Genomic DNA, 25631 nt, shown 5'->3' with positions numbered 1-25631 from the left:
AGCAGACATAGGCAGGACGCCGGAACGGATAAACCTCCAATTCCGCAGCATGTTTTTCAGCAGTGAAAAACCACCCTCAGGCCGAGAGCTCGTCCGGCGCTGGAGGAACGGCCCCGAGAGACGAATTGAGTGCCTTCAGGGCTGCCTGAATGAAGCCGTCGCGGGCTGCAGTCGCTTCGATCCCGCGCGGCTCGTAGACGTGGCGATGCAAGAAAAAGCCCGTCAGGCGAAAGGCCGCGCTCAGACTGTCGAAGTCTGCGGCATCATTGCCGTCGGCGCGGAGAAAGCCCGGAAGCACGAACATCTTGTCCGCCCAGGGGGCACCGGCTGACCGGCTGACCGCCCGGCCGGATTTCGGCGAGACATAGGCAAGATCGGTCCGCGCGCCCGTTGCGGCGCATTCGGCAAGGTCAAGGCCGAAGCCGAGGTCGTTGAGGACGGCGAGCTCGAAGCGGACGAAAAGTTCACCGGCATCCGCCGGATTGTGGAGATTGTCGAGGATGACTTCGAGCGCATCGTAAAGATGCGGATGCGGGTCGCGCTCCGGCAAAAGCCGCAAAAGAGCGCCCATCGCCTGCACCCCATAGACGGCGGTGGCTGTTTCCATGAGCTGTGCTGCGCGCAACCGCAGCGGCTCGACGCGGAATTCGCCGAGATGCTCGTCGAGGCGCGCGCGCCAGATGACATCCACCTCGTTGCCGGGCTGCAGTACCGGCTGCATCGCGCGCGAACGGCCGGAACGCACCAGCCCGAGATGCCGGCCCCGAGCACGCGTCATCACCTCGGCAATGACGCTGGTCTCGCCGTGGCGTTTGACGCCAAGAATGATTGCATGATCCTGCCACTGCATGGCGAACGACCCTCAAGCTTGCGGAATTGATCCTAAAGCAAGCACAGCCCTATGTCATGAAGCCGGGTCCAATTCGGCAGTCGGAAAGAGCTTCTCGAGGAATTCGCGCATCGCACCTTCGTCGAAGGGCTTTACGAGAAGCGGCACATCCTGGAGGTCCGGTGGGAAGTCCCGCGTATCGGAATAGCCGCTGACGAAGCCGAAAGGGATGCCCGTATCATTCAAATGCCGGGCAAAGCCGAAGCTCATCGCCTCGCCGAGATTGACGTCGAGCAGCGCGAAATCATAGCTTTCCGACTTCACGGCATCCATCGCCTGATCGAGGCCGCTTGCGATATCGATGGCCCCCACGCCGACGGCGCGGAGCATATCTTCCGCTTCCATCGCGATGATGAGACTGTCTTCAAGGACCAGAACACGGCTTGCGTTCATGATCTCCGCGCCCTTCGCTGAACGCCGTTTACGGCGCACACCGTCTGCATAACCCGCATCTCTACCTCTGGTACCCCCTTATGCCCGGTTAGGGGGCTATAGGCCATGCGACCTGAGTGAGCCGCTTTTCCGATTCTGTCGATAAGAAGCAAAATAGGAGGAAAAGTGGCATCACCGACCTTATTTTCTGTTTGACCGATTTGCATTCAAAAAAGACATGGCCGCAGAAATTTTATGAGCAGCCGCCTGGTTTCGCCAAGCCATTCGAGCTGCCGGTCTTTCTCAATCGGTCAACGCGGAAAGTCGAGCCCCATTTCCCGGAACCGCTCCGGGTCATCGCCCCAGTTCTCGCGAACCTTGACGAAGAGGAACAGGTGCACCGGCTGTTCAAGGATTTCGGCGAGTTCCTTTCGGGATGCCGAGGAGATCGCCTTGATCGTCTCGCCACCCTTGCCAAGCGTGATCTTCTTCTGGCTGTCGCGCTCGACATAGATCACCTGCTCGATACGGACCGAGCCGTCCTTGCGCTCTTCCCATTTTTCCGTTTCGACGTGGGAGGAATAGGGAAGCTCCTGGTGCAGACGCAGGAAGAGCTTTTCGCGGGTGATCTCGGCGGCGAGCTGGCGCATCGGCAGATCGGAAATCTGATCTTCCGGATAGTACCATGGGCCTTCGGGCAGGGTCTTGGCCAGATAATCCATGACGTCGTCGCAGCCGGAGCCGTTCTCCGCCGAGATCATGAAGGTCTGCTCGAAGGCGATCTTTTCGTTCGCGGCAGCGGCCAGCGCGAGCAAGTCTTCGCGCTTGACGCGGTCGATCTTGTTGAGCAGGAGTATCTTCGGCTGTCGCACCTCCTTGAGCCCTTCCAGGATCGCCTCCGCGTCGCCGCGCAGGCCGCGCTCGCTGTCAATCAGCAACATGATGAGATCGGCATCCTTGGCCCCGCCCCAGGCCGACGTGACCATGGCGCGGTCCAGTCTGCGGCGCGGCTTGAAGATGCCGGGCGTATCCATGAAGACGATCTGCGCATTGCCATGGATCGCGATGCCGCGGACAATGGCGCGCGTCGTCTGCACCTTGTGGCTGACGATCGACACCTTGGCACCGACAAGGCGGTTTACCAAGGTCGATTTTCCGGCATTGGTCGGGCCTATCAGGGCGACGAAGCCGGAATGCGTTTCGCCATTGGTTTCAGCGGCGACTTCATGCGCCATATCGTTTTCTTCCGTCATTGTCCCGTCAATTTCCGGCAGAGGCTTTCAGCCAAATGCCTTCGCGTTCCAGCATCTTTGCTGCGGCGACCTGTTCGGCCGCACGCTTCGAGCGCTCGACTCCCGTTTCCGGCTTCACGCCGACCACTTCCACCGTCACCGTGAAGCGCGGATCATGATCCGGCCCGGTGCGTTCTTCAACCCGATATTGCGGCGTGACGCCGAATTTCGCGTGCGCCCATTCCTGCAGTTCGGTCTTGGCGTCCCGCTTTGCGCCGTCGGCGCGGGTCGCCCGCTTTTCCCAGTATTTCAGGATGAAGCGGCGGGCGACCTCAAGACCGCCATCGAGATAGAGTGCCGCGATCAGGCTTTCGACTACATCGGCGCGCACGTTCATCATGCGCTTGCCGGTGAGCTTCTTGACGTCGGAGCCTGTGCGGACAAAAAGGTGTAGACCCAGTTCGTCGGCCACTTCCGCGCAGGTCTCGGCGCTGACCAGCTGGTTCAGGCGCACCGACAGCTCGCCCTCCCCGGCCGTCCCGAAAGTGCGAAAAAGCAGTTCGGCGATGCACAGGCCCAGCACACGGTCGCCCAGGAACTCCAGACGTTCGTAATTGGCGCCCTTCTGCGTGCGGGCGCTCGCATGCGTCAAAGCCCGGTCCAGGCGCTCCTTCCCGGCGAACTCGTGGCCGATCAAGGCTTCAAGCCTCGTCCGGTCCGCCGCCGAAAGCGTCTGCACTTTGCTCATTCAACAACCTTGAAGAGGCGGTCCCACCGCATGTTGGCCGGCCATTTCCAGATTTCGCGGAACGACGTGTCGTTGCCGAGCGAGAAGAAGATGACGCTGGCGCGGCCGACGAGGTTTTCCGCCGGAACGAAGCCGACGTCGAAACGGCTGTCGAGAGAATTGTCGCGGTTGTCGCCCATCATGAAGTAATGGCCTTCCGGCACGACGAAATCCTGGGTGTTGTCGCCGCGCGAAACGGGCGACTGGTCCAGCGTGTCGTAGGTCTTGCCATCGTCGAGCGTTTCGCGGAACACCGGCACGTCTTCGCCCGGATCGAGCTTGTAATCCGAGGTAAAGGCGCCGTCGGCCACCTTCGGAACCGGCTTGCCATTGATATGGAGCACGCCATCCGTCACCTGGATATGGTCGCCCGGCAGGCCGACGACGCGCTTGATGTAGTCGATGTCCGGGTTCGGGGGGAAGCGGAAGACGACGATATCGCCGCGATTCGGCTCGGAGCCGAAGATGCGGCCGCTGAAAAGGTTCGGCGAAAAAGGCAGCGAGTATTTCGAATAGCCGTAAGCGAATTTGTTGACGAAGATGTAGTCGCCGACGAGCAGGGTCGGCATCATCGATCCGGATGGTATCGTGAACGGCTGGAAGAAGACCGTCCGGATCACCATCGCCAGCAACAATGCCTGAATAATGACTTTAATATTTTCCCAAAGGGCGTTCGGCTTAGTATCGGCTTTTTCGGACACGCAGTCTTGTTCCTTAAAGGCGCCGCAGCGGCGCATTCTCTGTTTGCTTCTCTCTAGCGGCTTCGGCGGGTGGCGGCAATGCCGCGAACATTAAAAGCGACCACACGCCGCTCCTCACGCGCTTTCCGGCAGGGCTTCAATGATCACGAATGCCTGAGCAAGCGGATAATCATCGGTTATCGTCAAATGCACCATCGCCCTGTGTCCGGCAGGCAGCATGGACTGAAGCACGACAGCGGCGCCGCCCGTCAGCTGCATCGTCGGCTTGCCGCTCGGCAGATTGACGACACCCAGATCCTTCCAGAAAACGCCCTGCGCCATGCCCGTGCCGAGCGCCTTCGAACAGGCTTCCTTGGCGGCGAAACGCTTCGCATAGGATTCGGCGCGGTTGGCGCGGCGGTCGGAGCGCGCCCGCTCGATCTCGGTGAAGCAACGGTGGGTGAAGCGCTCGCCGAAGCGCTCAAGCGACTTTTCGACACGGCGGATGTCGATGAGATCGCTGCCAATGCCGATGATCATGCGATGCCTCTCTGTCGAAACGAAATCATACAGTCGGAATATCCTGCGTGGGATGGGCAAGGTGAAGGCGCGCCCGCTCCATCAGCCTCTCGCGGCGGCGGACCTGAAAACCCTTCACGGTGTAGAACGTCAGAATATAAAGCACAACGGAGCTGATGGCGGCCGGAGGAATGGCGCCGATCAGCATGGGCTCGAGCACCGGCTTCCAGAGCTCGGTGAAACGGAGCTTGTGAAAAAGCTCCATCAGATCGACGGACTGCCCGGTCATCGCATTTTCGCGCATGAGCAGCAGATGACCGATTTCCCAGGTCGCCGCCCAGATGAAGGGATATGTGAGGGGATTGCCGAAGGCCGCCGTGCCGAGCGCGGCCGCAACCATGTTTCCGGAGAGGAAATAGGCAAGCACGAAGGCCATGATGAAATGCACGCCGATGAACGGCGTCCAGGATACGAAGACGCCGGCTGCAACGCCCATTGCCACGGCGTGCGGCGAAGCCGTCAGGCGCAGGATGCGCATCTTCAGATAGCGCAGCGGACGCAGAAAGCCCTTGCGGGGCCAGAACAACTCTCGCGTCCTTTCACGAAATCCTGCAGGTTTTCTACGGCGAAACAGCATGGCAGCTATTTAGGGCAGCGCAGGTCGCCATGACAAGAGCAGTCAAAAGTCTCGGGGCTCGCCTCAGCCGCCGCCGAAGCTCTTCACCGAAGGGCGCGCGTCATGCATGGCGCCCATTTGCATCCTTGGAAGTCTAGACCCGCAATCAACGGCTACGGAACAGGCCCCGGTCAACCTGGCGCTGACGGTATTCAAGATCAATACGGTCATACGAACCGTTGAGGTATGCCATTTCACGTTCCTGTACGCTTGGAACGCGAAGAGCGCGGGCGATTTTCTTGATCGGAGTAAACATAGCGTTGGCTCTTTCTTTCGTTCATTCTCTGATGACCGGAAGATAGGTGCTGCAGCGCACAATTACCAACGCTCTAATATAGGCACAGCCATGCAAGACGTGCATGCCTTGCCTTTTCGGTACGCGAATTCTGCAACAAAGCGATTATAAAATGTGCAGACGCCTCAGTCGTAGAGGCGCCGCACCGTCGCAATGCAATCCAGATCCTTCAGTTGCGCGAGCAGCTGGTTGAGCTGGCGGAGATCCCATACTTCGACATCGACCGCCATTTCGGTGAAGTCGGCGGCGACGCGCACCGTGTTTAAGGAACGTATATTCACGTCAAGGCCTGCAACGGATTGCGCCACCTTGGCCAGCGTGCCCGGCTCGTTCAATGCGTTGATGAGCACGCGCGCCATGAAGCGCGACTTGTTGGCCTCGTCCAGGTCCCAGCGCACATCGATCCAGCGATCGGGCTGATCATCGAAACGTTGCAGCGCGGACGACTGGATCGGGTAGATGGTGATGCCCTTCCCCTTCTCCATGATGCCTACGATGCGATCGCCGGGCACGGCGCCTGCGGGTGCGAACTGCACGGCGATATTGCCGGAAATGCCGCGGATCGGGCCCATATCGGCATCCGTCTCCGCCTCCGTCTTGGCCTTGTCTGGAACCTTGAAGATCATGCCAGAGGCGCTGCGGACATTGAACCAGCCGTCGTCGCCGCTCGGCTTGACGGTGACACGCTCATCCTGATGGTCAGGATAGACAGCGCGCAGGACATCGAGCGACGACATCTCGCCCCGGCCGACGGCGGCGATCGCGTCCTCGACATCCTTCTGGCCGAGGCGGTGCAGCGCCGGCTTCATCGCGTCCCGGGAAAATATCTTCCCCGCCCGCTCGAAGGTGCGCTCCAGAATGCGATGGCCGAGGCCGGCATATTGCTTGCGAATGGCCAGGCGCGTGGCACGGCGGATTGCGGCACGCGCCTTGCCGGTCACGACGATCTCCTCCCACGCAGCTGGCGGCACCTGCACGCCGGAGCGGATGATCTCGACCTCGTCGCCATTCGCAAGTCTTGTCACCAGCGGCATGATGCGGCCGTTGATCTTGGCGCCAACCGTCGTGTCGCCGATATTGGTGTGAACGGCATAAGCAAAGTCGATCGGCGTTGCGCCGCGCGGCAAGGCGATCAGTTTGCCCTTCGGCGTGAAGCAGAAGACCTGGTCCTGGAACAGCTCAAGCTTGGTGTGTTCGAGGAATTCCTCGGGGCTATCGCCTTCGGCCAGCGCCTCGATCGTGTGGCGGAGCCATGAATAGGCATTAGACTCGCGCGAGAGAATATCGCCCTCGGTATTGGTCGCGCCGTCCTTGTAAAGGGCGTGCGCGGCGATGCCGTATTCGGCGATCTCATGCATGCGCTTGGTGCGGATCTGCAGTTCGATGCGCTGGCTGGAGGGGCCGACGATCGTCGTGTGCAGCGAACGGTAGTCGTTCTGCTTTGGCGTTGAGATGTAATCCTTGAAGCGGCCAGGCACGACGCGCCAGCGCATATGAACAATGCCGAGCGCGCGATAGCAGGCTGGAACATCCTCGACGAGGATGCGGAAGCCATAGACATCCGAAAGCTGCTCGAAGGAAAGCGACTTCGATTGCATCTTGCGGAAAACCGAGTACGGCTTCTTCTGGCGCCCCTTGACCTTAGCCGTCGTCAAGCCGTTGGCCACCAGCAGATCGCGCAGTTCCGTTTCGATCTTCTTGACCAGGCCCTCGTTGCGCTGCGAGAGTTCCTGCAGACGCTTCGTGACGGTTTCGTAAGCCTCCGGGTTGATATGGCGGAAGGAAAGCTCCTCCAGCTCATCGCGCATGTCCTGCATACCCATGCGACCCGCAAGCGGCGCATAGATCTCCATCGTCTCCTCGGAGATACGGGCACGCTTGTCAGCCGACATATGGTCGAGCGTTCGCATATTGTGCAGGCGGTCGGCCAGCTTGACGAGCAGCACGCGGACATCGTCGGAGATCGCAAGCAGCAGCTTGCGCAGGTTCTCCGCCTGCTTGGCCTTTTTGGTGACGAGATCGAGCTTCTTGATCTTCGTCAGGCCTTCGACCAGCCGGCCGATATCTTCGCCGAAGAGCTCGTCGATTTCGGCGCGTGTCGCCGTCGTATCCTCGATCGTATCATGCAGCAGAGCGACGGCAATGGTCGACTCGTCGAGATGCATGTCCGTCAGAATCGCGGCGACTTCGAGCGGATGGGAGATATAAGGATCACCACTGGCGCGCTTCTGCTGTCCATGCTTCTGCATGGCATAGACATAGGCCTTGTTCAGCAGAGCTTCATTGGCGTCGGGCTTGTATTTCTGCACCCGCTCCACGAGCTCGTACTGCCGCATCATCCCGGAACTACTCCAATAAAAACAAAAGCGCGCCAATCACCGATTGGCGCACGCACTGGTCATAATATGCCTTAGCAATAAAGGCGCAAGATTGACGATTGGTAATCGTCTCGCGACGTATCAGTAGTCGTCGCTCTTTTCCGGAGGCACAAGACCCTCGATGCCGGCCAGAAGCTCTTCTTCCGACATCTGGTCGAAAGTGATCGTCTCGGGCTGATCGTCCTGCTCCTCGCCTTCCGCAGCCGCAACGCCACCAGCGGCAATGAGGCTTGCCGGATCGGGCTCGGGCTCGTCGACTTCGACGTGCTTCTGCAGCGAGTGGATGAGGTCTTCCTTCAGATCGTCGGGAGACAGCGTTTCATCGGCGATTTCGCGCAGCGCCACGACGGGGTTCTTGTCGTTGTCGCGATCGATGGTGATCGAGGCACCCTGGGAAATCAGCCGGGCGCGGTGGCTGGCAAGCAGAACCAGCTCGAAGCGGTTCTCAACTTTGTCGATGCAATCTTCAACTGTGACACGGGCCATTGCCTGTCCTTTACGGTCGTGATTTCGGGATTAGAACGCCCGATACAATTAAAAGCCGACAAATTCAAGTTTTTCATGCACCGCCCCGCCGTTTATGGGTCGTCCTGCTAAAATTTTCGAGTGAATGTGACAATTCCACCGTTAGTTGCTTGGAATATGCCGAATCGTGCCCTAAATCTCCCTTATATGAATAATTCATAAATTAAGAATTATTCTTTCTTCGTTAACTAAGCCATTGTTTTTATGGAATTTTGACCGAAGAAGATTTGGATTACTCTAATTGGATTGGCAAGCGATGTTCGACCCACGCGAAAAAATTGCACTCTTCATAGACGGCGCCAACCTCTACGCTGCATCCAAGAGCCTCGGCTTTGATATCGATTATCGCAAGCTGTTGAAAGCGTTCCAGAAACGCGGTTACCTGCTGCGCGCCTACTATTACACCGCGCTGATCGAGGATCAGGAATATTCCTCCATCCGCCCGCTGATCGACTGGCTCGATTACAACGGATACAAGGTCGTCACCAAGCCTGCCAAGGAATTCACCGACTCCATGGGCCGCCGGAAGATCAAGGGCAACATGGATATCGAACTGGCGATCGACGCCATGGAGCAATCCGAAACCGTCGACCACCTTGTCATCTTTTCCGGCGACGGCGATTTTACCACCCTTGTGGAAGCCCTTCAGCGCAAGGGCCGCAAGGTGTCGATCATCTCCACGATGGCGACGCAGCCGCCCATGATCGCCGACGACCTGCGCCGCCAAGCGGATCACTTCATCGATCTGCTGTCGCTGAAAAGCGAGATCGGCCGCGACCCGTCCGAACGCCCGCAGAAGCCTGTCGAGATCGCCCCGGCGAGCGACTTCGAGGAGTAATTCTCAATCCAAAGCCTCAAACAGGATCGGCTGGGCGCCTTTCCAGAGCACCAGTTTGCCCATGTCATCGAGTTGTTCGCAGCCTTCGACGATCGTCAGGAAATGATTGCCGGCAAGAGCGCCCATCTTGCTCGCAAATGACGAGCTGCCATAGGCAAAGAGCAGCTCTGTCTCGCTGTGCCCGCCCGGATAAAGCAGGATATCGCCACGCGACGGATGGCAGGTGTGATTTTCGAGATCCACGCCGAACTGATAATCGCCGAGCGGCACCCAGATCGCCTCCCCGCTCCATCGCGAATGGATAGTCTGATTTCGAAAGGGCAGCAGCGACGTGAACGCCGCGCAGGTTTTCGGCGCCTTTTCGACCTCCAGCTTCGCCACGAAGACTTGCGACGCCACCGAAATCTTCAGCCTTCGCATCGCTTAGCCATTGTCCTTCAGCAGGCGGCTCTTCTGCCTGTTCCAATCGCGCTCCTTCTCGGACTCGCGCTTGTCGTGCAGCTTCTTGCCCTTGGCGAGCGCCAGTTCCATCTTCGCCCGGCCGCGGTCATTGAAATAGATCTTCAACGGGATCAGCGTCATGCCTTCGCGGTTGATGCCGGCACGCAATCTGTTGATCTCGCGGCTCGAAAGCAGCAGCTTGCGGCGGCGGCGCGGCTCGTGGTTGAAGCGGTTGGCCTGCAGATATTCCGGCAGGTAGGAATTGATGAGCCAGATCTCGCCGCCTTCATCCGAAGCGTAGGATTCAGCGATATTGGCCTTGCCTTCGCGCAAGGACTTGACTTCGGTGCCCATCAGAACGAGCCCGGCCTCATATGTATCGATGATTTCGTAGTTGAAGCGGGCCTTGCGGTTTTCGGCCACGACCTTCTTCACGATACGCTGGCTGCCTTTGGGGGCCATCACTCAATCCAATCCTTTGCGGGCGCGCAAAACCGCGCGCCCTCATTTCCTGCCCTTATGTAGGGGAACAGCCGAAACTTGTGAAGACGGACGCAACCCGCCTTCCAGCTTCGCTCAGTTCAGCAGACCGGCGTGACGCATCGCGGCATCGATTGCCGCTTCTGTCGCCGGCTCCAGCGTGGAGATCAGCGGCGAGCGTACGTTGCGGCTCATGCGTTCGAGCCTAGAGAGGCCGTATTTCGCGCCGCAGAGGCCCGGCTCCAGGAAGATCGCCTTGTGCAGCGGCATCAGACGGTCCTGATATTCGAGCGCCTTATTGTAATCGCCGGCAAGCGTTGCCGCCTGGAATTCTGCACAGAGACGCGGCGCGACATTCGCCGTTACCGAAATGCAGCCAACACCGCCATGGGCGTTGAAGCCGAGTGCCGTAGCATCCTCGCCCGAGAGTTGGCGGAAATCCTTGCCGCAAGTAATGCGCTGTTCGGAAACGCGCTCGATCTTGCCGGTGGCATCCTTGACGCCGACGATGTTCGAATGCGCCTTGGCAAGCGCGCCCATCGTTTCCGGCGTCATGTCGACCACCGAGCGGCCGGGGATGTTGTAGATATAGATCGGCAGCCTGACGGCCTCGGCGATGGCCGAGAAGTGCGCGATCAGGCCCTTCTGGGTCGGCTTGTTGTAATAAGGCGTGACGACGAGCACGGCATCGGCGCCCGCCTTTTCGGCATGCTGGGCAAGCTCGATCGCCTCGCGCGTATTGTTCGAGCCGGCGCCCGCCATGACCGGTACGCGCCTGGCCGCCGCTTCGATGCAGATTTCCACGACCCGTTTGTGCTCGCCATGCGACAGCGTCGGAGACTCGCCGGTTGTGCCGACCGGAACGAGACCACTGCTGCCTTCCCTGATCTGCCAATCGACATGGGAAGCGAAGGAGGCTTCATCAACCAGTCCGGCATCAGTGAAGGGGGTGACGAGGGCGGGAATGGATCCCTTAAACATGCGCAACTCCTCACGGCCGATATCCACGCTTCAGCCGCATTCCTTGAATATAGGTTGCGCACCATAAAGCGGCGAAATCGCCGCGACAAGCGCGCATGGATCGGTTTAGGGCAAATTCCGACATCAAATGTGAACGAATTTTACCGGTTTCGGTAAGGTTTCATTAAGAGGCCTGTTGCGAAACTCGAGGCATATTTTCCTGACGAGTATCCCGGATGAAAAAAGCTGTGTTGATCCTCTCCACCCTCGGCCTTGCCGCCGCCGCGTGGAGCAGCGCCGCCTCGCCGCTGCCTGACACGGGCGCTCCGGTACCCGAGGTAAGGCCGATCGGCTTCGTGCCGCAAACCTCGGCACCTCAATCGATCATGACCGGCGCCATCCCGCGCAGCACGACCGTCGCGCCCGTGAGCGGAAACCTGAAGGCCGCATTAGATGCGCTTTCCAGCAAGAATGCGCAGCAGGCGATCTCGATCCGCAACGGCATGGCCAAGGGCACGCTCGACCGGCATATCCTGACATGGTCGATCGCCGTTTCCGGCATCAAGGGCGTGCCTTCCTATGAAATCGCAGGCGCGGCACAGGAACTCAAAGGCTGGCCGGGACTTACCAAGCTGCGCGCTTATTCCGAGCGCGCACTCTACGACGAAAATCCGGACCCGGCTGCAATCCTTGCGGCTTTCGGCGACACCGCGCCGGAAACGACCCCAGGCGCGATCATCCTCTCGCGAGCGCTGGTCTCTGCCGGCAGACAAACGCAGGCCGCGAAACATATCCGCAAGGTCTGGCGCAGCGAAGCACTCGACAAGGACACCGAAGACAAGATCCTGGCGGAGTTCTCAGCACTGCTCGGCGCCGCCGACCACAAGGCGCGCATGGAATATCTGATGTATCGCGGCCGGACGGCGCAGGCCAAGCGCTTCGGCGACATGGGCCAGGCGCAGTCCCTCTACAACGCATGGTCGGCGGTCGCGAGCAAGGCGGCCAATGCCGGCGCGCTCCTTTATGCCGTCGATGGCAAATGGTCGAATGACCCAGGCTATCTGTTTGCCCGCATCGAATATCTGCGCAAGCAGGACAAATATGCCGAAGCCGCCAAGCTTCTGGCGCAAATGCCTTCGGCGCGCGATGAACTGGTGAATTCCGGCGAGTGGTGGAACGAGCAGCGCATCGTCAGCCGCGGCCTCGTCGACCAGGGCCAGTTCAAGGCCGCCTACCGTGTCGTCGCCAACCATGTCGCCACGAACCCGACAGATATTGTCGAAGCCGAATTCCACGCCGGCTGGTATGCGTTGCGAGGGCTGCAGGATCCGGCGACGGCCGAGACGCATTTCCGCAAGATTCTTCAGGTTTCGAACGGTCCGATTTCCGTTTCGCGGGCCTGGTATTGGCTGGGCCGTGCCGCAGATGCCGGCGGGGCGGGCAAGTCCAGCGAATTCTACGCAAAAGCAGCAGAATTCCCGAGCACTTTCTACGGTCAGCTCGCAGCTGAGCGGCTGGGGCGCAAGACGCTCAACGTCGCCTATCCGTCGCCCACAAGGGAAGACCGGCAGCGCCTCCAATCCCGCGAAGCCGTTCAGGCAATTTCGCGCCTTGAGGCCGCAGGCCATGGCTGGCGTGCGGCAAGCCTTTACCTGGCGCTCGCCGAGCAGCTTCAAAGTGCCGGCGAACTTGCCATCCTGGCGGCGCAGGCGGAAGGCTCCGGCAACCATCACCTGTCGCTGCAGGTCGGCAAGATCGCCTATGCGCGCGGGATCGATGTCGCGGCGCTGGCCTTCCCTGTCGGCGTCATTCCCTCGAACGCGAATATCTCCGGCTCGGGCAAGGCGCTCGCCTATGCCATCGCAAGGCAGGAAAGCGCTTTCAACCCCACCGCCGTCTCGCCCGCAAACGCCCGTGGCCTTCTGCAACTTTTGCCCGGGACCGCCAAGGCAGTCGCCAAGCGCCACAACATCACCTATTCAGCCGACAAGCTGACAGCGGACGCCGGCTACAACGCCACGCTCGGCGCGCATTATCTCGGTGAACAGATCGACGCCTTCGGCGGCTCCTACATCTTGACCTTTATCGCCTATAATGCCGGGCCGAAGCGCGTGCCCGAATGGATCAGCCGCTACGGCGACCCGCGCGGCAAATCCATCAATGAAATCGTCGACTGGATTGAGCGCATCCCCTTTCCGGAAACGCGCAACTATGTCCAGCGCGTGATGGAGAATTACGAGGTCTATAAGGCGCGGCTCGGGCAGACGCCGGATATCGAGCGCGACCTGATCGGCGGGCGGTCTTCATCCTGATCATTTGCTTTGACGCTGAAGCAGGCTAGATTTCCTGAGCGCAATTGGGAAATCGCAATGTTTTCAAACACCACCGAAGGCTTCGAGGAGACGACATACCTGTCAGTCGACGGGCTCAAGCTCTACGCCCGCGACTATGGAGCCCGGAATCCGTCGGCATCCGTCTATCCGCCCGTAATCTGCCTTCCCGGCCTGACACGCAATTCCCGCGATTTTCATCAGCTTGCGCTCATCCTTTCGAAGGACCCGGAGCGCCCCAGACGCGTGGTCGCGCTCGACTATCGGGGACGCGGCCGCTCGGCGTGGGACGACAACAAGCAGAATTACAATCTCGGCGTGGAAGCAAACGACGTTCTGACCGCCTGCGGCGCCTTAGGCATCACGCAAGCCGTCTTCATCGGAACGTCACGTGGCGGGCTCATCCTGCATCTCATCGCCGAGATGAAGCCGGAACTGCTGGCATCCGTCGTGCTCAACGATGTCGGGCCGGTGCTCGAACTGGAAGGGCTTCGGCATATTCAAGCTTATCTTGCAAATCCGCGAAAGCCCCGTGACTGGGACGATGCGGCCGGATTGCTTCGCGAACTGCACGAGGCGGAATTTCCCGCTCTTTCCGCCGGCGATTGGCGCGGCATGGCCTTCGCAATCTATCGCGAAACCGATTATGGGTTGGTCACGGATATCGATCCGGCCATCGCTGAGGCAGTGATCGCTGCCGATTTCAGCAAGCCGCTGCCGGATCTTTGGAAGCCGTTCGACGCGATGGCGGCGATACCGCTGCTGGTTATCCGCGGCGAGACTTCAAAACTGCTGTCAAAGGCAACGGTCGAAGAGATGCGGCGGCGGCATCCGGCAGCACGGCAGTTCACAGCAGGACAACAGGGACATGCGCCGCTGCTGCATCTAGAGGATGTAGCAGAGGAAATCCGTCGCTTTCTCAACGATCACTGACGGCAGAGCGTCTCCGAGCCTCCGGATGCAGACCACCCACAACGCAAAAAGCCCGGCTCGAAAGCCGGGCTTCCCGATTTGACCGAAGTCAGATCAGATTAGAACGAACGCTGCAGGCGGAAGAAGCCCGTTACGCCGTCAACATCTTCACCATCGTCGAAATCTTCGCTGATGTAGTTGACAGTCACCTTCGTCGTCAGGTTCTCGACGATCTCGTAGTCGAGCGTCACACCAGCGCGCCATTCGCTACCGCCGTCGAATTCGCCCTCATCGTCGGATTCGATGTCGCTGATGTACTGAACGGCCGGGGTGATGGTGAACTTGTCGGTTGCCTTGACAGCGTACTGCGCAGCAACAGTCCACTCGCCCTGGGCGTAGTAGTCCGACGCACCGCTCGCCCAGATACCGGCGAGGCCGAACGTGCCGGGGCCGATGTCTGCGTAGATGATACCACGGACGGCGCCGTCTTCACGGTCCATGTCGTAACCGGCGAGAACTTCCCAGCTAACGGCACCGAACTTGCCGCCGACAGCCGCGTCGATACCGACGTTGTTGCCACCATCAGCCGGCACAAGCACGCCGTCACGGAGTTCCAGGCCGGTGTTGGTCAGCTCTTCAACAGCGATACCTGCGTAGAAGTCGCCAGCGTCGTACTGGTAACGGATCGCGTTGAAGTTGGTGTTGTTGTTGATGGATTCCGTTTCACCGGAGAAGTCATTATCCCACCAGTTGACGAACTTACCAACGCGGAAGCCGGCGAGATCGATGTAAGCTTCATCGATAACCGTGTCGTTCTGACTATCCTGGCTATTGGCCTCACCGTTCGGGCGGAAGTTTGCCTGGTAAACGATAACGCCGGTGAGCGGACCATACTCGGTGTCGCTCTTCGCCGTGAAGGCAACCTGACCGCGCGTACGAGCGGACCAATCTTCGCCGCCGTAGGTCTGGTCAGCGATGTCGCCAAAACTAAAGTCAACCTGGAAGCGGATATAACCTTCGATCTTCAGGCAGGTTTCCGTGCCCGGGATGTAGAAGTAGCCGGTGCCGTAAGCGTCGCAGACGCGAACGTATTCAACCGGTTCCGGCTCAGCAGCGACGATAGCGTCAGCGGCCTGAGCACCGGAAACTACTGCGAGAGCAGCAGCGGAGCCGAGAAGAAGGCTCTTGATGTTCATAGTGACCTCCAATTCAAAGTTTCGATCGGGTCTGGGATTTTTCGCCTTGAGCAGCGTTCCCTGCCCCATCCCCATGTTTCAAGAAGTCGGACGATCAACCGCCCTCGCTTCCGAGGTTGAAAATACAAGACCGCGCCTGTCACGCAATCACCAACTTACTCCTTTGTGGTATTTGCATCAGCCTTACCGCCGCCCTGTTGCTGAAAGGCCACAAGTTGGGCAGGCGCCGCCGCATTTCTTTATGGTTTGTTAAGAAACTGCCGGTTTTGCAGGGGTTTAGCATCGCCTCACATGTATGGCACGACGCATCCTGTGCCGCATTGATACCAATTTCCAGCCGGATTCGGCGGCTTTTATGACAGCCCCGCAATGCGACCGTGCATGAGGGGGCATCCGAATTGACGATGCTTCACCGCAGGAATCACTTCCGGGTGAGAATTGATTCTCTTCAGCCGATTCTGGCGCGGAGGGATTCGATTTCAGGGGATGCGTATCGGCCGAGGGCAGAACAAACCGATTTTATGATTTTTCCCCCGACCCGAGAGATAGGGTGATTGCCCGAGAGATCGGCGACATTGGCCCCGGCAGCCATTCGCTGAACCGCGGCCAGCTTAAACTCGCGACTGAACCGCCGCCCAGGATCGTCCGTCCTCATCAGTCCTCCTAACAGAGAACTGCTGCCATTTTTCTGTCTCAAAATCGGGGTGCACTACACTTAGGTAAGATCGTTGCCTATGTGTGCGGTATGGACAAAACGTTTCGTGGCGGAGAGGAAGGGATTCGAACCCTCGATACGCTTTTGACGTATACTCCCTTAGCAGGGGAGCGCCTTCGACCACTCGGCCACCTCTCCGGTGGGAGCCCTGATAGAGTCATTCGGCAGGTGAAGCAAGCGCTTTTTCGGCTTCCACCCGGGAAGAAAACAATGCTGTGATCTTAAGCCAGCAACTGCTTGAGATCGGCGGCCGCGTCTGCCAGCACGGCCTTGTCGGGATTGATTTTTGTTTCCAGCAGCTTCTTGCCCGTCACATAGGCCTTTGCGTCATTGATCGCGTCGACGGCGATGAACTGGCCGTTCCTGAAATACCAGACGGAATGCGCGCCTTCGCGGGCGCCGGGGCGCAAAAGGGTTTCGTCGTAGCCGAGGTTGAAGCCGGCGATCTGCAGCTTCACGTCATACTGATCGGACCAGAACCACGGCTTCGGGTCATAGGGCGCGTCGCCGCCGGCGATGACCGCAGCGACGGCTTCAGCCTGGTCGACGGCGTTCTGCACCGATTCTAGTCTTATCCGCCCATCCTGCCAGGGCTGCACGGCGCAATCGCCGGCGGCAAAGATCGACGTGTCCGAGGTGCGGGCGAATTCGTTGACGAGGATGCCGTTCGCAACGTCAAGACCGGCCTCCTTGGCCAGTTGATCGTTCGGCACGACGCCGATGCCGACGATGGCGAAATCGATCTCGATCACCGAGCCGTCAGAGAGCTCAGCGCCGCAAACATGCCCATCCCTGCCGACGAGACGCTTAAGCCCGGTCTTTTCGCGGATCACGACATCATGGCTCTCGTGGATCGCGCGGATGATATCGGCCGTTTCCTTGGCGGCAACGCGCTGGAGAATGCGGTCGGCCATTTCGATAACGGTCACTTCGAGGCCGCGATAGCGCGCAACGGCTGCCGCTTCGAGACCGATATAACCGCCGCCTATAATAAGGACGCGCCGGCCGGGCCGCATCTCGTTGGCGAGAAGGTCTGCATCGCGCTTGTCGCGGGCGACATAGACGCCGTCGAGGTCGCCGCCGACGGCTGCCGGCAGCCTGCGCGGCGCCGAACCCGTGGTCAGCGCCAGCGTGCCGTAGTCAAGGATCGAGCCGTCCTGCAGCGCGACCTGTTTCTTGTCGCGGTCGATCTGCTCGACCCAGGTCGCGAGGCGGATTTCGACATTATTGTCCGGATACCAGTGCTCGGGGCGGAACAGCAGGCGGTCGAAGGTCATCTCGCCGAGCAGGTATTTCTTCGAAAGCGGCGGCCGCTGGTAGGGCAGAACGTCCTCGGCGCCGATAATGGTGATTGGGCGGGTGTCGTGCAGCGCGCGCAGCTTTGCGGCCATCGCGAAGCCCGCCTGCCCCGCACCGATGATTACCAGTCTGTCCGTCACGATCCCACTCCCACAAGCAGCGTTATTATAGAGGCGAGACGTAGCCCCCGCCCTTGGCGCCGTCAACAGGAAGCGATCTTGCCCGTCAGCCGATCTCGATCCAGCGGCGCTCGTGGAAGGACTGTGCCATGGCATGCACCGACCTCTCTATCCTGAGACCGTCTTCGAACGTGACCAAGGACGACGGCTGACCGGAAATGGCGCGGATCAGCTCGCGGCACTCGATGATCTTCAGGTCGTTGAAGCTAAGGCCATGGCCAGGCGCGGGAATGAAGCGGTCATAAGGCTGGTGGGCGGGCGCTGCGAGGATCTTGCGGAAGCCCTGCTCGGTGCCGCGGCCTTCGGCCTGATAGAGCTCGAATTCGTTCATGCGTTCCTGATCGTAGGCGATCGATCCTTTCGATCCAAAAATCTGCAGTGCGATGCGGCCCTTGCGGCCCCAGGCGGCACGGTTTGCCATCAGTACGGCGGAGATGCCGCCGCCAAGACGCATCAGGATGTTTGCGCCATCGTGATTCTCGACCGCACGGCGACCGCCTTCCATGAGCGGACGGTCGGCATAAGGTTTCACCATGTCGGTAATGACCGCTTCGACGTGGCCGAAGAGATACCAGAGCAGCGAGAGCGGATGCACGGCGAAATCGTCAAGCGCGCCGTAACCGGAAGACAGTTCACTCTTCCAATAGAAGGGGCCGTCCGGATCCGCCATGAAATCCTCATCCATCTCGACGCGGATGTGGTTGACAGCGCCGATCGCAGCCTCACCGATCAGCGTCTTGATGTGCCGCATGACCGGGTTCTGGATATAGTTGTATCCAAGAACGGCTACCTTGCCGGAAGCCCTCGCCGCTTTCAGCATGTGCTCCGCATCGGCATAGGCGGGAGCCATCGGCTTTTCGCACCACACATGCTTTCCGGCCTCGAGCGCCGCAATTGCCATTTCGGCATGGAACTGGTTCGGTGTGGTAACGGAGACGACATCGACGTCCGGATCGGCAATCAGCGCTTTCCAGTCGGCCGTCGCCTTTTCGAAGCCGAATTCGGCGGCGCGCGATTTCGCGAGGTCTGCGTTGGCTTCGGCGAGATGCACGAGCCTTGGACGCTCGACATCGCCGAAGACAGCCTTCACCGCATTCCAGGCCAGCGCGTGGCACTTGCCCATATAACCGGTGCCGATCAAACCGATGCCGAGTGGTTTCATTTTCCGTACTCTCCTCCATGTCCGCGGTGATTTTTGGAATATTTGGACCGTTTTGACAAGGCGGCACGGATGCGTCATTTGCGTCAGGCGATGTCGAATATTGTTCAAAACCCTTGATTTCGAGGGAATTAAAAACCGTTAGGATCGAAAAGCGAAATCATTTATGCTTTTGAATATGGAATATTTGTTTCATCCTATGGACCGCCTGCATGGATAACGACACCAAGAGATTTGTGCGCGTGCCACGCGATTTCGAAAGCCTGCGCAGCACGATCATCGAGCGCAAGGCAAGCATGCCGAAGCGGTTGGCCCAGGTCGCCGCCTTTGCGCTCGGCAATCCGGACGAGATTGCCTTCGGCACGACGGCGAGCATCGCGGTGGCTTCGGACGTCCAGCCGTCGACGCTGGTGCGGCTCGCCCGTCACCTCGGCTATGAAGGCTTCTCCGATCTCCAGAGTATTTTCCGCGAGCGGCTGCGCGACCGGACGCTGAGCTACGAGGAGCGCCTCGCCACGCTGGAGCGATCCGAAGGTGACGAAGATGCCAATCTGCTTTCAGGGTTCATCGCCGCGGCCACCCAATCCATCAACCGCATGGCGGCGACCGTCGAGACGGAGACCTTCACCAGGGCCGTCGATATCCTGGCGGCGGCAGACACCATATATCTTATAGCGAAACGCCGCTCCTATCCGCTTACGGCGCATATGACATATGCCCTTTCGAAACTTGGCATCCGCCACCAGATCGTCGCTTCGCCGAATGGGGTCGATCCGGAGATGGTGCAGTTCGCAACGCCGAAGGATGCGGCGATCGCCGCCAGCTTCTCGCCCTACGCTGCCGACAGCCTCAGCCAGGCTGAAGGGTTGGCCGATCGCGGCGTGCCGGTCGTCGCGATAACCGATTCGGCTTTCTCGCCGCTTGCGGCCCGCGCCGCCTGCTGGTTCGAGGTTGCCGAAGCTGACTTTGCCGGCTTCCGCTCGCTTTCCGCCTCCATGGCGCTGGTGATGGCGCTGCCGGTGGCGATCGCCGAGCGCCGGCGCAAACTTCACCATCCCAAAACCGCAAAAGAGAAAATGGAATAAATATTCCGAATTGACAAAAACTCGGAACCAATGTTTCATTACTCAAAATCTGCAGGCGGCAAGGTCCTGCAGGAATCGAGCGGGAGGACATCATGGCACATTCGAATCCGGGTCTGCAGCCCGAGCCGTCTCTTGATGTAATCACCATCGGCCGCTCTTCCGTCGATCTCTATGGCCAGCAGATCGGTTCGCGGCTGGAGGACATCGGCTCGTTCGCCAAATCCGTCGGCGGCTGCCCTGCCAATATCGCCATCGGCACGGCGCGCCTCGGCCTCAAGTCCGGCCTGATCACCCGCGTCGGCAACGAACAGATGGGCCGCTTCATCATCGAGCAGTCGGCGCGCGAAGGTGTGGAAACTAAGGGTATCCGGACAGACAACGAACGGCTGACGGCACTCGTGCTGCTTGCGGTGGAAGCAGAAGGCGTTTCGCCGATGATCTTCTATCGCTCGGACTGCGCCGACATGGCGCTCGACGAAGGCGATATCGACGAGGACTTCATCCAGTCGTCACGCGCGGTTCTCGTGTCCGGCACACATTTCTCGCGACCGAACACTGAGGCTGCGCAGCGAAAGGCGATCCGGATCGCCAAGGCCAATGGCCGCAAGGTGATCTTCGACATCGACTACCGGCCGAATCTCTGGGGGCTTGCCGGCCATGCCGAAGGCTTCGAGCGCTATGTGAAGTCCGACCGCGTCTCTTCGAAGATGAAGGAGACGCTGCCGGATTGCGATCTCATCGTCGGCACCGAGGAGGAAATCCTGATCGCCTCCGGCGCGGATGACGTGCTCGGCGCGCTCAAGGAAATCCGCCGCCTCTCGCCGGCAACGATCGTGCTGAAGCGCGGCGCGATGGGATGCATCGTCTACGACGGACCGATTGCCGACGATCTGGAAGCAGGCATCATCGGCCAGGGCTTCCCGATCGAGGTCTTCAACGTGCTCGGCGCCGGCGACGCCTTCATGTCCGGCTTCCTGCGCGGCTGGCTGAAGGACGAGCCGCTGAAGACCTGCGCCACCTGGGCCAATGCATGCGGCGCCTTTGCCGTCTCCCGCCTGCTCTGCTCGCCGGAATATCCGACCTGGGCGGAGCTCGATTTCTTCCTGAAGAACGGTAGCGAGCACCGCGCGCTACGCAAGGACGAGGCGATCAACCACATTCACTGGGCTTCGACGCGCAAGGGCGATATTCCGCTGCTGATGGCGCTCGCCATCGACCATCGGTCGCAACTCACCAGCGTTTGCGACGAGTTGGGCGTCGACTACAAGAAGATCGTCGCCTTCAAGCGGCTGGCCGTCGAAGCGGCAGCGCGCGTTGCCGGCGGCCGCGACGGCTACGGCATGCTGATCGACGAGCGGTTCGGCCGTGACGCCTTCTTCGATGCGGCGAGCAAGAATTTCTCTTGGATCGGACGGCCGGTCGAATTGCCGGGTTCGAAGCCACTGCGCTTCGAGTTCAGCCAGGATATCGGCTCGCAGCTTGTCGAATGGCCGCTCGACCACTGCATCAAGTGCCTGTGCTTCTATCATCCAGATGATCCGACCGATCTAAAGAGCAAGCAGCAGGAGAAGCTGCGCACACTCTTCGAGGCCGCGCGCAAGGTCGGCCGCGAACTGCTGGTGGAAATCATCGCCAGCAAGAACGGCCCGCTGACCGACGACACGATCTCGACGGCGATGGAAGAGCTTTACGCGCTCGGTATCAAGCCGGACTGGTGGAAGCTGGAGCCGCAGGCCTCGATGGCTGCCTGGAGGAAGATCGACGCCGTGATCGCCAAGAACGATCCGTGGTGCCGCGGTATCGTGCTGCTCGGGCTGGAGGCGCCGGCCGAAGAGCTCGTGAAGGGCTTCGAGGCAACGCTTGCCGCCCCTTCGGTAAAAGGCTTTGCCGTCGGCCGCACCATCTTTGCCGATGCGGCGCGCGCCTGGCTCTCCGGCAATATGAATGACGAGGAAGCAATCGCCGACATGGCCGGACGCTTCCGCCGACTGACCGAGGCCTGGTTGAAAACCCGCGGCCTGCATTAATTAAGAGCATTTGGGAGGTGCCCGATGGGCAAGACGATCCGATTGACGATGGCGCAGGCGGTTGCGCATTTCCTGAAGAAGCAGATGACTGTCGTCGACGGCAAGAAGGTGCCGATCTTCGGTGGCGTCTGGGCGATCTTCGGCCACGGCAATGTCGCCGGCATCGGCGAAGCGCTCTATCAGGTGCGCGGCGAGCTGCCGACCTATCGCGCACATAACGAACAGGGCATGGCGCATGCGGCGATCGCCTATGCAAAAGCAAGCTTCCGCCAGCGGTTCATGGCCTGCACGACCTCGATCGGCCCCGGCGCATTGAATATGGTGACGGCGGCCGGCGTCGCACATGTCAACCGCATCCCGGTGCTCTTCCTGCCGGGCGATGTCTTCGCCAACCGCGCGCCCGATCCGGTGCTGCAGCAGATCGAGGACTGGGGCGACGGCACGGTTTCGGCCAACGACGCCTTTCGCGCGGTCTCGCGCTACTTCGACCGCATTACCCGCCCCGAGCAGATCATCACGGCGCTGAAGCGCGCCATGCAGGTCTTGACCGATCCGCTGGACTGCGGCCCGGTGACGCTTTCCCTCTGCCAAGACGTCCAGGCGGAAGCCTTCGACTATCCGGAGAGCCTCTTCGAAGAAAAGGTCTGGACGATCCGCCGTCCGCAGCCGGACGCCGATGAACTGACCTCTGCGATCACGCTGATCAAATCCGCCGAAAAGCCGGTGATCATCTCCGGCGGCGGCGTGCTCTATTCACAGGCGACGCAGGAACTTAAAGCCTTCGTCGAGGCCCACGGCATTCCCGTCGTCGTCAGCCAGGCCGGCAAATCCTCGATCGACGAGCGCCACCCTCTGGCGCTTGGCTCCGTCGGCGTCACCGGCACTTCGGCTGCCAACGCCATTGCCGAGGAAACCGATCTCATCATCGCCATCGGCACCCGCTGCCAGGACTTCACGACCGGCTCCTGGGCGCTGTTCAAGAACGACAAGCTGAAGATCCTCGGCCTCAACATCGCCGCCTACGATGCCCACAAGCATGACGGTCAGCCGCTGATCGCCGACGCCCGCGAAGGCCTGAAGGCGCTGTCGAAAGGGCTTGGCGGCTGGAAGGCACCGGCGGCACTCACGGAAAGGGCGACGACGGAAAAGAACATCTGGATGGATGCTGCCAACAAGGCGATGGCTTCCACCAATGCCGCCCTGCCCTCGGATGCGCAGGTGATCGGCGCGGTGACGCGCTCGATCGAACTGGAAAAGGCGATCGGCCTTTGCGCCGCAGGCGGCCTGCCGGGCGAGATGCACAAGCTGTGGCCAGCAACAGCCCCCGGCAGCTACCACATGGAATACGGCTTCTCCTGCATGGGTTACGAGGTCGCCGGCGGCCTCGGCACCAAGATGGCGAACCCCGATAAGGAGGTTTTCGTTCTCGTCGGTGACGGCTCCTATATGATGCTGAACTCCGAGCTCGCAACCTCGGTGATGATGGGCATCAAGGTGAACGTCGTCCTGCTCGACAACCGCGGCTACGGCTGCATCAACCGCCTGCAGATGGAAACGGGCGGTGCGAACTTCAACAACCTGCTGAAGGACTCCTACCACCAGGTGATGCCGGAAATCGACTTCCGGGCGCATGCCGAGAGCATGGGCGCCATCGCGGTCAAGGTTTCTTCGATTGCCGAACTGGAGAGGGCGATTGCCGATTCGAAGAAGAACGACCGTACCTCGGTCTTCGTCATCGATACCGACCCGCTGATCACGACAGAAGCCGGCGGTCACTGGTGGGATGTCGCCGTTCCTGAGGTCAGCCCGCGCGAACAGGTCAACAAGGCGCGCAAGAACTATGTCGAAGCGCGCAAGCATCAACGCTAAATCACATATCCGGAGACAATGATGATCCGCTACGGGACCAACCCCATCGCCTGGAGCAATGACGACGACCGCACGATCGGCGCGCATTTGACGCTCGAGGACTGCCTCAGCGATTGCGAGAAGATCGGCTTCGACGGCATCGAGAAGGGCCACAAGATGCCGTCCGACGGCCACGAACTGAAGAAAGTGCTCGCCGCGCACAAGCTCGTCTTCGTATCCGGCTGGCACTCGCTGAACCTGCTCGACCACAGTGTCGAGGACGAGAAACAAGCGATCCAGCCGCATCTCGACATGCTCAAGGCCAATGATTGCAAGGTGTGCATCGTCTGCGAAACGTCGAACGCCATCCACGGCAACGACAGCAAAGCTCTCACCGACAAGCCGGCTCTCGCCGACGATCAGTGGAAGAAGTTCGGCGCCGATATCGAGGCGATCGCGCAATATTGCGCGGATCAGGGGATCGATCTCGTCTATCATCACCATATGGGCACGGTCGTGCAGACAGGCGCCGAGATCGACAAGCTGATGGACAATACCGGACCGGCAACGAAGCTGCTGCTCGACACGGGACATGCCTGGTTCGGCGGCAGCGATCCCGTGGACGTCGCGAAGAAGTACATGCACCGCGTCCGCCATATCCACGCGAAGAACGTCCGCCCAAAAATCCGCGATCAGGTCGAGGGTGACAAGCTCTCCTTCCTCGAAGGCGTGCGCCGCGGCGTCTTTACGGTCCCCGGCGACAAGGAGGGCGGCGTCGATTTCCTGCCGGTCCTTAGGGTCGCCGCCGAACACGGTTACGAGGGCTGGCTGGTTATCGAAGCCGAGCAGGACCCGCTCAAGCGCAATCCGTTCGAGTATCAGTCGATGGGGCTGAAGGCACTGAAGGGTTTTGCGAAGGAAGCTGGGTTGGACAAGGGCTGAGTTGACTGGCCCCCCCACAGCTTACAAGGAGAAACCACCATGCCCAATCTCAAGGTCAAGCCGAACGGCACGAACGGCCGCGTCACCCATGTCACACCGGAGAATGCCGGCTGGACCTATGTGGGCTTCGACCTCCACCGGCTGAAGCCGGGCGAAACTGCGTCCGGCGAGACCGGCGACCGCGAGGTCTGCCTCGTCTGGGTGAGCGGCAAGGGCAAGGCGAAGGCCGGTACCAAGGAATTCGGTACGCTCGGCGAGCGCATGAGCCCCTTTGAGGGCAGCCCGCATGCGCTTTATATCCCGATGGAATCGACCTGGTCTGTGACGGCCGAGACCGATCTGGAACTCGCCGTCTGCTCAGGCCCGGGCGGCGGCACCTACGAGGCGAAAGCCATCCCGCCGGGCACGCATCCGGCACTCACGCGCGGCAAGGGCACGAATGTCCGCTACGTCAACAACATCATGCCGGAGGACGACAGCTCGGCGCATTCGTTGCTGGTCGTCGAAGTCATCACGCCGGGCGGCCATACGTCTTCCTATCCGCCGCACAAGCACGACCAGGACAACCTGCCGAACGAAAGCTTCCTCGAAGAGACCTATTACCACCGCCTGAACCCGCCCCAGGGCTTCGGCTTCCAGCGCGTCTACACCGATGACCGCTCGCTGGACGAGGTGATGGTGCTGGAAGACGGCGACGTGACGCTGGTGCCGAAGGGCTACCACCCCTGTGCCGCCTGCCACGGCTACGACCTTTACTATCTCAACGTCATGGCCGGTCCGAAGCGCATCTGGAAGTTCCACAATGCGCCCGAGCACGAATGGCTGCTGAAGGCGTAGCGCCGCCTTCGATCGCTAAATAATCTGACA

23 protein-coding genes, 1 tRNA gene and 1 pseudogene are annotated in these 25631 nt (G+C 60.3%); 8 read left to right on the top strand and 17 right to left on the bottom strand.

Annotated features, from left to right (window positions below):
* Nucleotides 1-76: 76 nt before the first annotated feature.
* The 10 genes and pseudogenes from recO to rpoZ all read right to left on the bottom strand — a co-directional run bounded on the left by recO (nucleotide 77) and on the right by rpoZ (nucleotide 8314).
* Nucleotides 77-850 (bottom strand): DNA repair protein RecO, encoded by a 774-nt coding sequence (gene recO, locus ISN39_RS04565; protein WP_074067155.1) that lies wholly within the window; start codon nucleotides 848-850, stop codon nucleotides 77-79.
* A 54-nt stretch (nucleotides 851-904) separates the two neighbouring features.
* Nucleotides 905-1315, bottom strand: a pseudogene (locus tag ISN39_RS36100) (hypothetical protein); the annotation flags it as partial.
* 257 nt (nucleotides 1316-1572) lie between these two features.
* Complete coding sequence (gene era, locus ISN39_RS04555; RefSeq protein ID WP_074067153.1) at nucleotides 1573-2514, bottom strand: GTPase Era; 942 nt, start codon at nucleotides 2512-2514, stop codon at nucleotides 1573-1575.
* A 7-nt stretch (nucleotides 2515-2521) separates the two neighbouring features.
* Nucleotides 2522-3241 carry a ribonuclease III gene (gene rnc / locus ISN39_RS04550; protein WP_074067152.1) on the bottom strand — a complete coding sequence of 240 codons (720 nt, stop codon included), beginning with the start codon at nucleotides 3239-3241 and terminating at the stop codon, nucleotides 2522-2524.
* The gene (gene lepB, locus ISN39_RS04545; RefSeq protein ID WP_039846693.1) at nucleotides 3238-3981 is read right to left on the bottom strand and encodes a signal peptidase I; all 744 of its coding nucleotides are present in this window, start codon (nucleotides 3979-3981) and stop codon (nucleotides 3238-3240) included. The genes rnc and lepB overlap by 4 nt, the downstream gene beginning before the upstream one ends.
* Before the next feature lie 114 nt (nucleotides 3982-4095).
* Complete coding sequence (gene acpS, locus ISN39_RS04540) at nucleotides 4096-4500, bottom strand: holo-ACP synthase (protein ID WP_022714639.1); 405 nt, start codon at nucleotides 4498-4500, stop codon at nucleotides 4096-4098.
* Nucleotides 4501-4525: 25 nt separating this feature from the next.
* Entirely contained in the window at nucleotides 4526-5116 is a 591-nt protein-coding gene (locus ISN39_RS04535; protein WP_028739561.1) for a DUF2062 domain-containing protein, read from the bottom strand.
* Between the two features lie 145 nt (nucleotides 5117-5261).
* Nucleotides 5262-5411, bottom strand: a complete 150-nt coding sequence (locus tag ISN39_RS04530; protein ID WP_074067150.1) for a DUF3563 family protein — start codon at nucleotides 5409-5411, stop codon at nucleotides 5262-5264.
* Nucleotides 5412-5575: 164 nt separating this feature from the next.
* On the bottom strand, nucleotides 5576-7789 hold the full coding sequence (locus tag ISN39_RS04525; RefSeq protein ID WP_074067149.1) for a bifunctional (p)ppGpp synthetase/guanosine-3',5'-bis(diphosphate) 3'-pyrophosphohydrolase: 2214 nt from the start codon (nucleotides 7787-7789) through the stop codon (nucleotides 5576-5578).
* Between the two features lie 120 nt (nucleotides 7790-7909).
* On the bottom strand, nucleotides 7910-8314 hold the full coding sequence (gene rpoZ / locus ISN39_RS04520) for a DNA-directed RNA polymerase subunit omega (protein ID WP_022714636.1): 405 nt from the start codon (nucleotides 8312-8314) through the stop codon (nucleotides 7910-7912).
* Nucleotides 8315-8609: 295 nt separating this feature from the next.
* Here rpoZ and ISN39_RS04515 point away from each other — a divergent pair, with 295 nt between their 5' ends.
* Nucleotides 8610-9191: an NYN domain-containing protein gene (locus ISN39_RS04515; RefSeq protein WP_022714635.1), complete on the top strand. Its 582-nt coding sequence runs from the start codon at nucleotides 8610-8612 to the stop codon at nucleotides 9189-9191.
* A gap of 3 nt (nucleotides 9192-9194) precedes the next feature.
* Here ISN39_RS04515 and ISN39_RS04510 read toward each other — a convergent pair whose 3' ends face one another.
* From ISN39_RS04510 to dapA, 3 genes are all read right to left on the bottom strand, one after another.
* On the bottom strand, nucleotides 9195-9611 hold the full coding sequence (locus ISN39_RS04510; protein ID WP_194729316.1) for a DUF3830 family protein: 417 nt from the start codon (nucleotides 9609-9611) through the stop codon (nucleotides 9195-9197).
* Between the two features lie 3 nt (nucleotides 9612-9614).
* Nucleotides 9615-10094 carry an SsrA-binding protein SmpB gene (gene smpB / locus ISN39_RS04505; protein ID WP_022714633.1) on the bottom strand — a complete coding sequence of 160 codons (480 nt, stop codon included), beginning with the start codon at nucleotides 10092-10094 and terminating at the stop codon, nucleotides 9615-9617.
* Between the two features lie 114 nt (nucleotides 10095-10208).
* A complete protein-coding gene (gene dapA / locus ISN39_RS04500) occupies nucleotides 10209-11093 on the bottom strand; it encodes a 4-hydroxy-tetrahydrodipicolinate synthase (RefSeq protein WP_074067147.1) in 885 nt (294 codons plus the stop codon).
* A 215-nt stretch (nucleotides 11094-11308) separates the two neighbouring features.
* Here dapA and ISN39_RS04495 point away from each other — a divergent pair, with 215 nt between their 5' ends.
* Both ISN39_RS04495 and ISN39_RS04490 read left to right on the top strand, forming a co-directional pair.
* Nucleotides 11309-13384 carry a transglycosylase SLT domain-containing protein gene (locus ISN39_RS04495; protein WP_194729315.1) on the top strand — a complete coding sequence of 692 codons (2076 nt, stop codon included), beginning with the start codon at nucleotides 11309-11311 and terminating at the stop codon, nucleotides 13382-13384.
* Between the two features lie 57 nt (nucleotides 13385-13441).
* Nucleotides 13442-14335 (top strand): alpha/beta hydrolase, encoded by an 894-nt coding sequence (locus ISN39_RS04490; RefSeq protein WP_194729314.1) that lies wholly within the window; start codon nucleotides 13442-13444, stop codon nucleotides 14333-14335.
* Nucleotides 14336-14433: 98 nt separating this feature from the next.
* On the opposite strand, the gene ISN39_RS04485 is transcribed toward ISN39_RS04490, so the two are convergent.
* The 4 genes from ISN39_RS04485 to ISN39_RS04470 all read right to left on the bottom strand — a co-directional run bounded on the left by ISN39_RS04485 (nucleotide 14434) and on the right by ISN39_RS04470 (nucleotide 18865).
* Nucleotides 14434-15510: a porin gene (locus ISN39_RS04485; RefSeq protein WP_194729313.1), complete on the bottom strand. Its 1077-nt coding sequence runs from the start codon at nucleotides 15508-15510 to the stop codon at nucleotides 14434-14436.
* 762 nt (nucleotides 15511-16272) lie between these two features.
* Nucleotides 16273-16363, bottom strand: a tRNA-Ser gene (locus tag ISN39_RS04480).
* An 83-nt stretch (nucleotides 16364-16446) separates the two neighbouring features.
* Entirely contained in the window at nucleotides 16447-17664 is a 1218-nt protein-coding gene (locus ISN39_RS04475; protein WP_074067142.1) for an FAD-dependent oxidoreductase, read from the bottom strand.
* A gap of 85 nt (nucleotides 17665-17749) precedes the next feature.
* The gene (locus ISN39_RS04470; RefSeq protein WP_194729312.1) at nucleotides 17750-18865 is read right to left on the bottom strand and encodes a Gfo/Idh/MocA family oxidoreductase; all 1116 of its coding nucleotides are present in this window, start codon (nucleotides 18863-18865) and stop codon (nucleotides 17750-17752) included.
* 209 nt (nucleotides 18866-19074) lie between these two features.
* On the opposite strand from ISN39_RS04470, the gene ISN39_RS04465 reads away from it, so the two are divergent.
* The 5 genes from ISN39_RS04465 to iolB all read left to right on the top strand — a co-directional run bounded on the left by ISN39_RS04465 (nucleotide 19075) and on the right by iolB (nucleotide 25601).
* Complete coding sequence (locus ISN39_RS04465; RefSeq protein WP_074067140.1) at nucleotides 19075-19947, top strand: MurR/RpiR family transcriptional regulator; 873 nt, start codon at nucleotides 19075-19077, stop codon at nucleotides 19945-19947.
* Between the two features lie 92 nt (nucleotides 19948-20039).
* Entirely contained in the window at nucleotides 20040-21974 is a 1935-nt protein-coding gene (iolC, locus tag ISN39_RS04460) for a 5-dehydro-2-deoxygluconokinase (protein WP_194729311.1), read from the top strand.
* Between the two features lie 24 nt (nucleotides 21975-21998).
* Nucleotides 21999-23843, top strand: a complete 1845-nt coding sequence (iolD, locus tag ISN39_RS04455) for a 3D-(3,5/4)-trihydroxycyclohexane-1,2-dione acylhydrolase (decyclizing) (RefSeq protein WP_194729310.1) — start codon at nucleotides 21999-22001, stop codon at nucleotides 23841-23843.
* Between the two features lie 21 nt (nucleotides 23844-23864).
* On the top strand, nucleotides 23865-24764 hold the full coding sequence (gene iolE, locus ISN39_RS04450) for a myo-inosose-2 dehydratase (protein ID WP_194730103.1): 900 nt from the start codon (nucleotides 23865-23867) through the stop codon (nucleotides 24762-24764).
* 39 nt (nucleotides 24765-24803) lie between these two features.
* Nucleotides 24804-25601 carry a 5-deoxy-glucuronate isomerase gene (gene iolB / locus ISN39_RS04445; RefSeq protein WP_194729309.1) on the top strand — a complete coding sequence of 266 codons (798 nt, stop codon included), beginning with the start codon at nucleotides 24804-24806 and terminating at the stop codon, nucleotides 25599-25601.
* Nucleotides 25602-25631: the final 30 nt, after the last annotated feature.

The organism is Rhizobium sp. 007 (assembly GCF_015353075.1).
In the GTDB taxonomy this organism is placed as follows: Bacteria; Pseudomonadota; Alphaproteobacteria; order Rhizobiales; family Rhizobiaceae; genus Rhizobium.
Note: the sequence above shows the minus strand (reverse complement) of the source record. Positions and strands in the feature narration are given on the sequence as shown.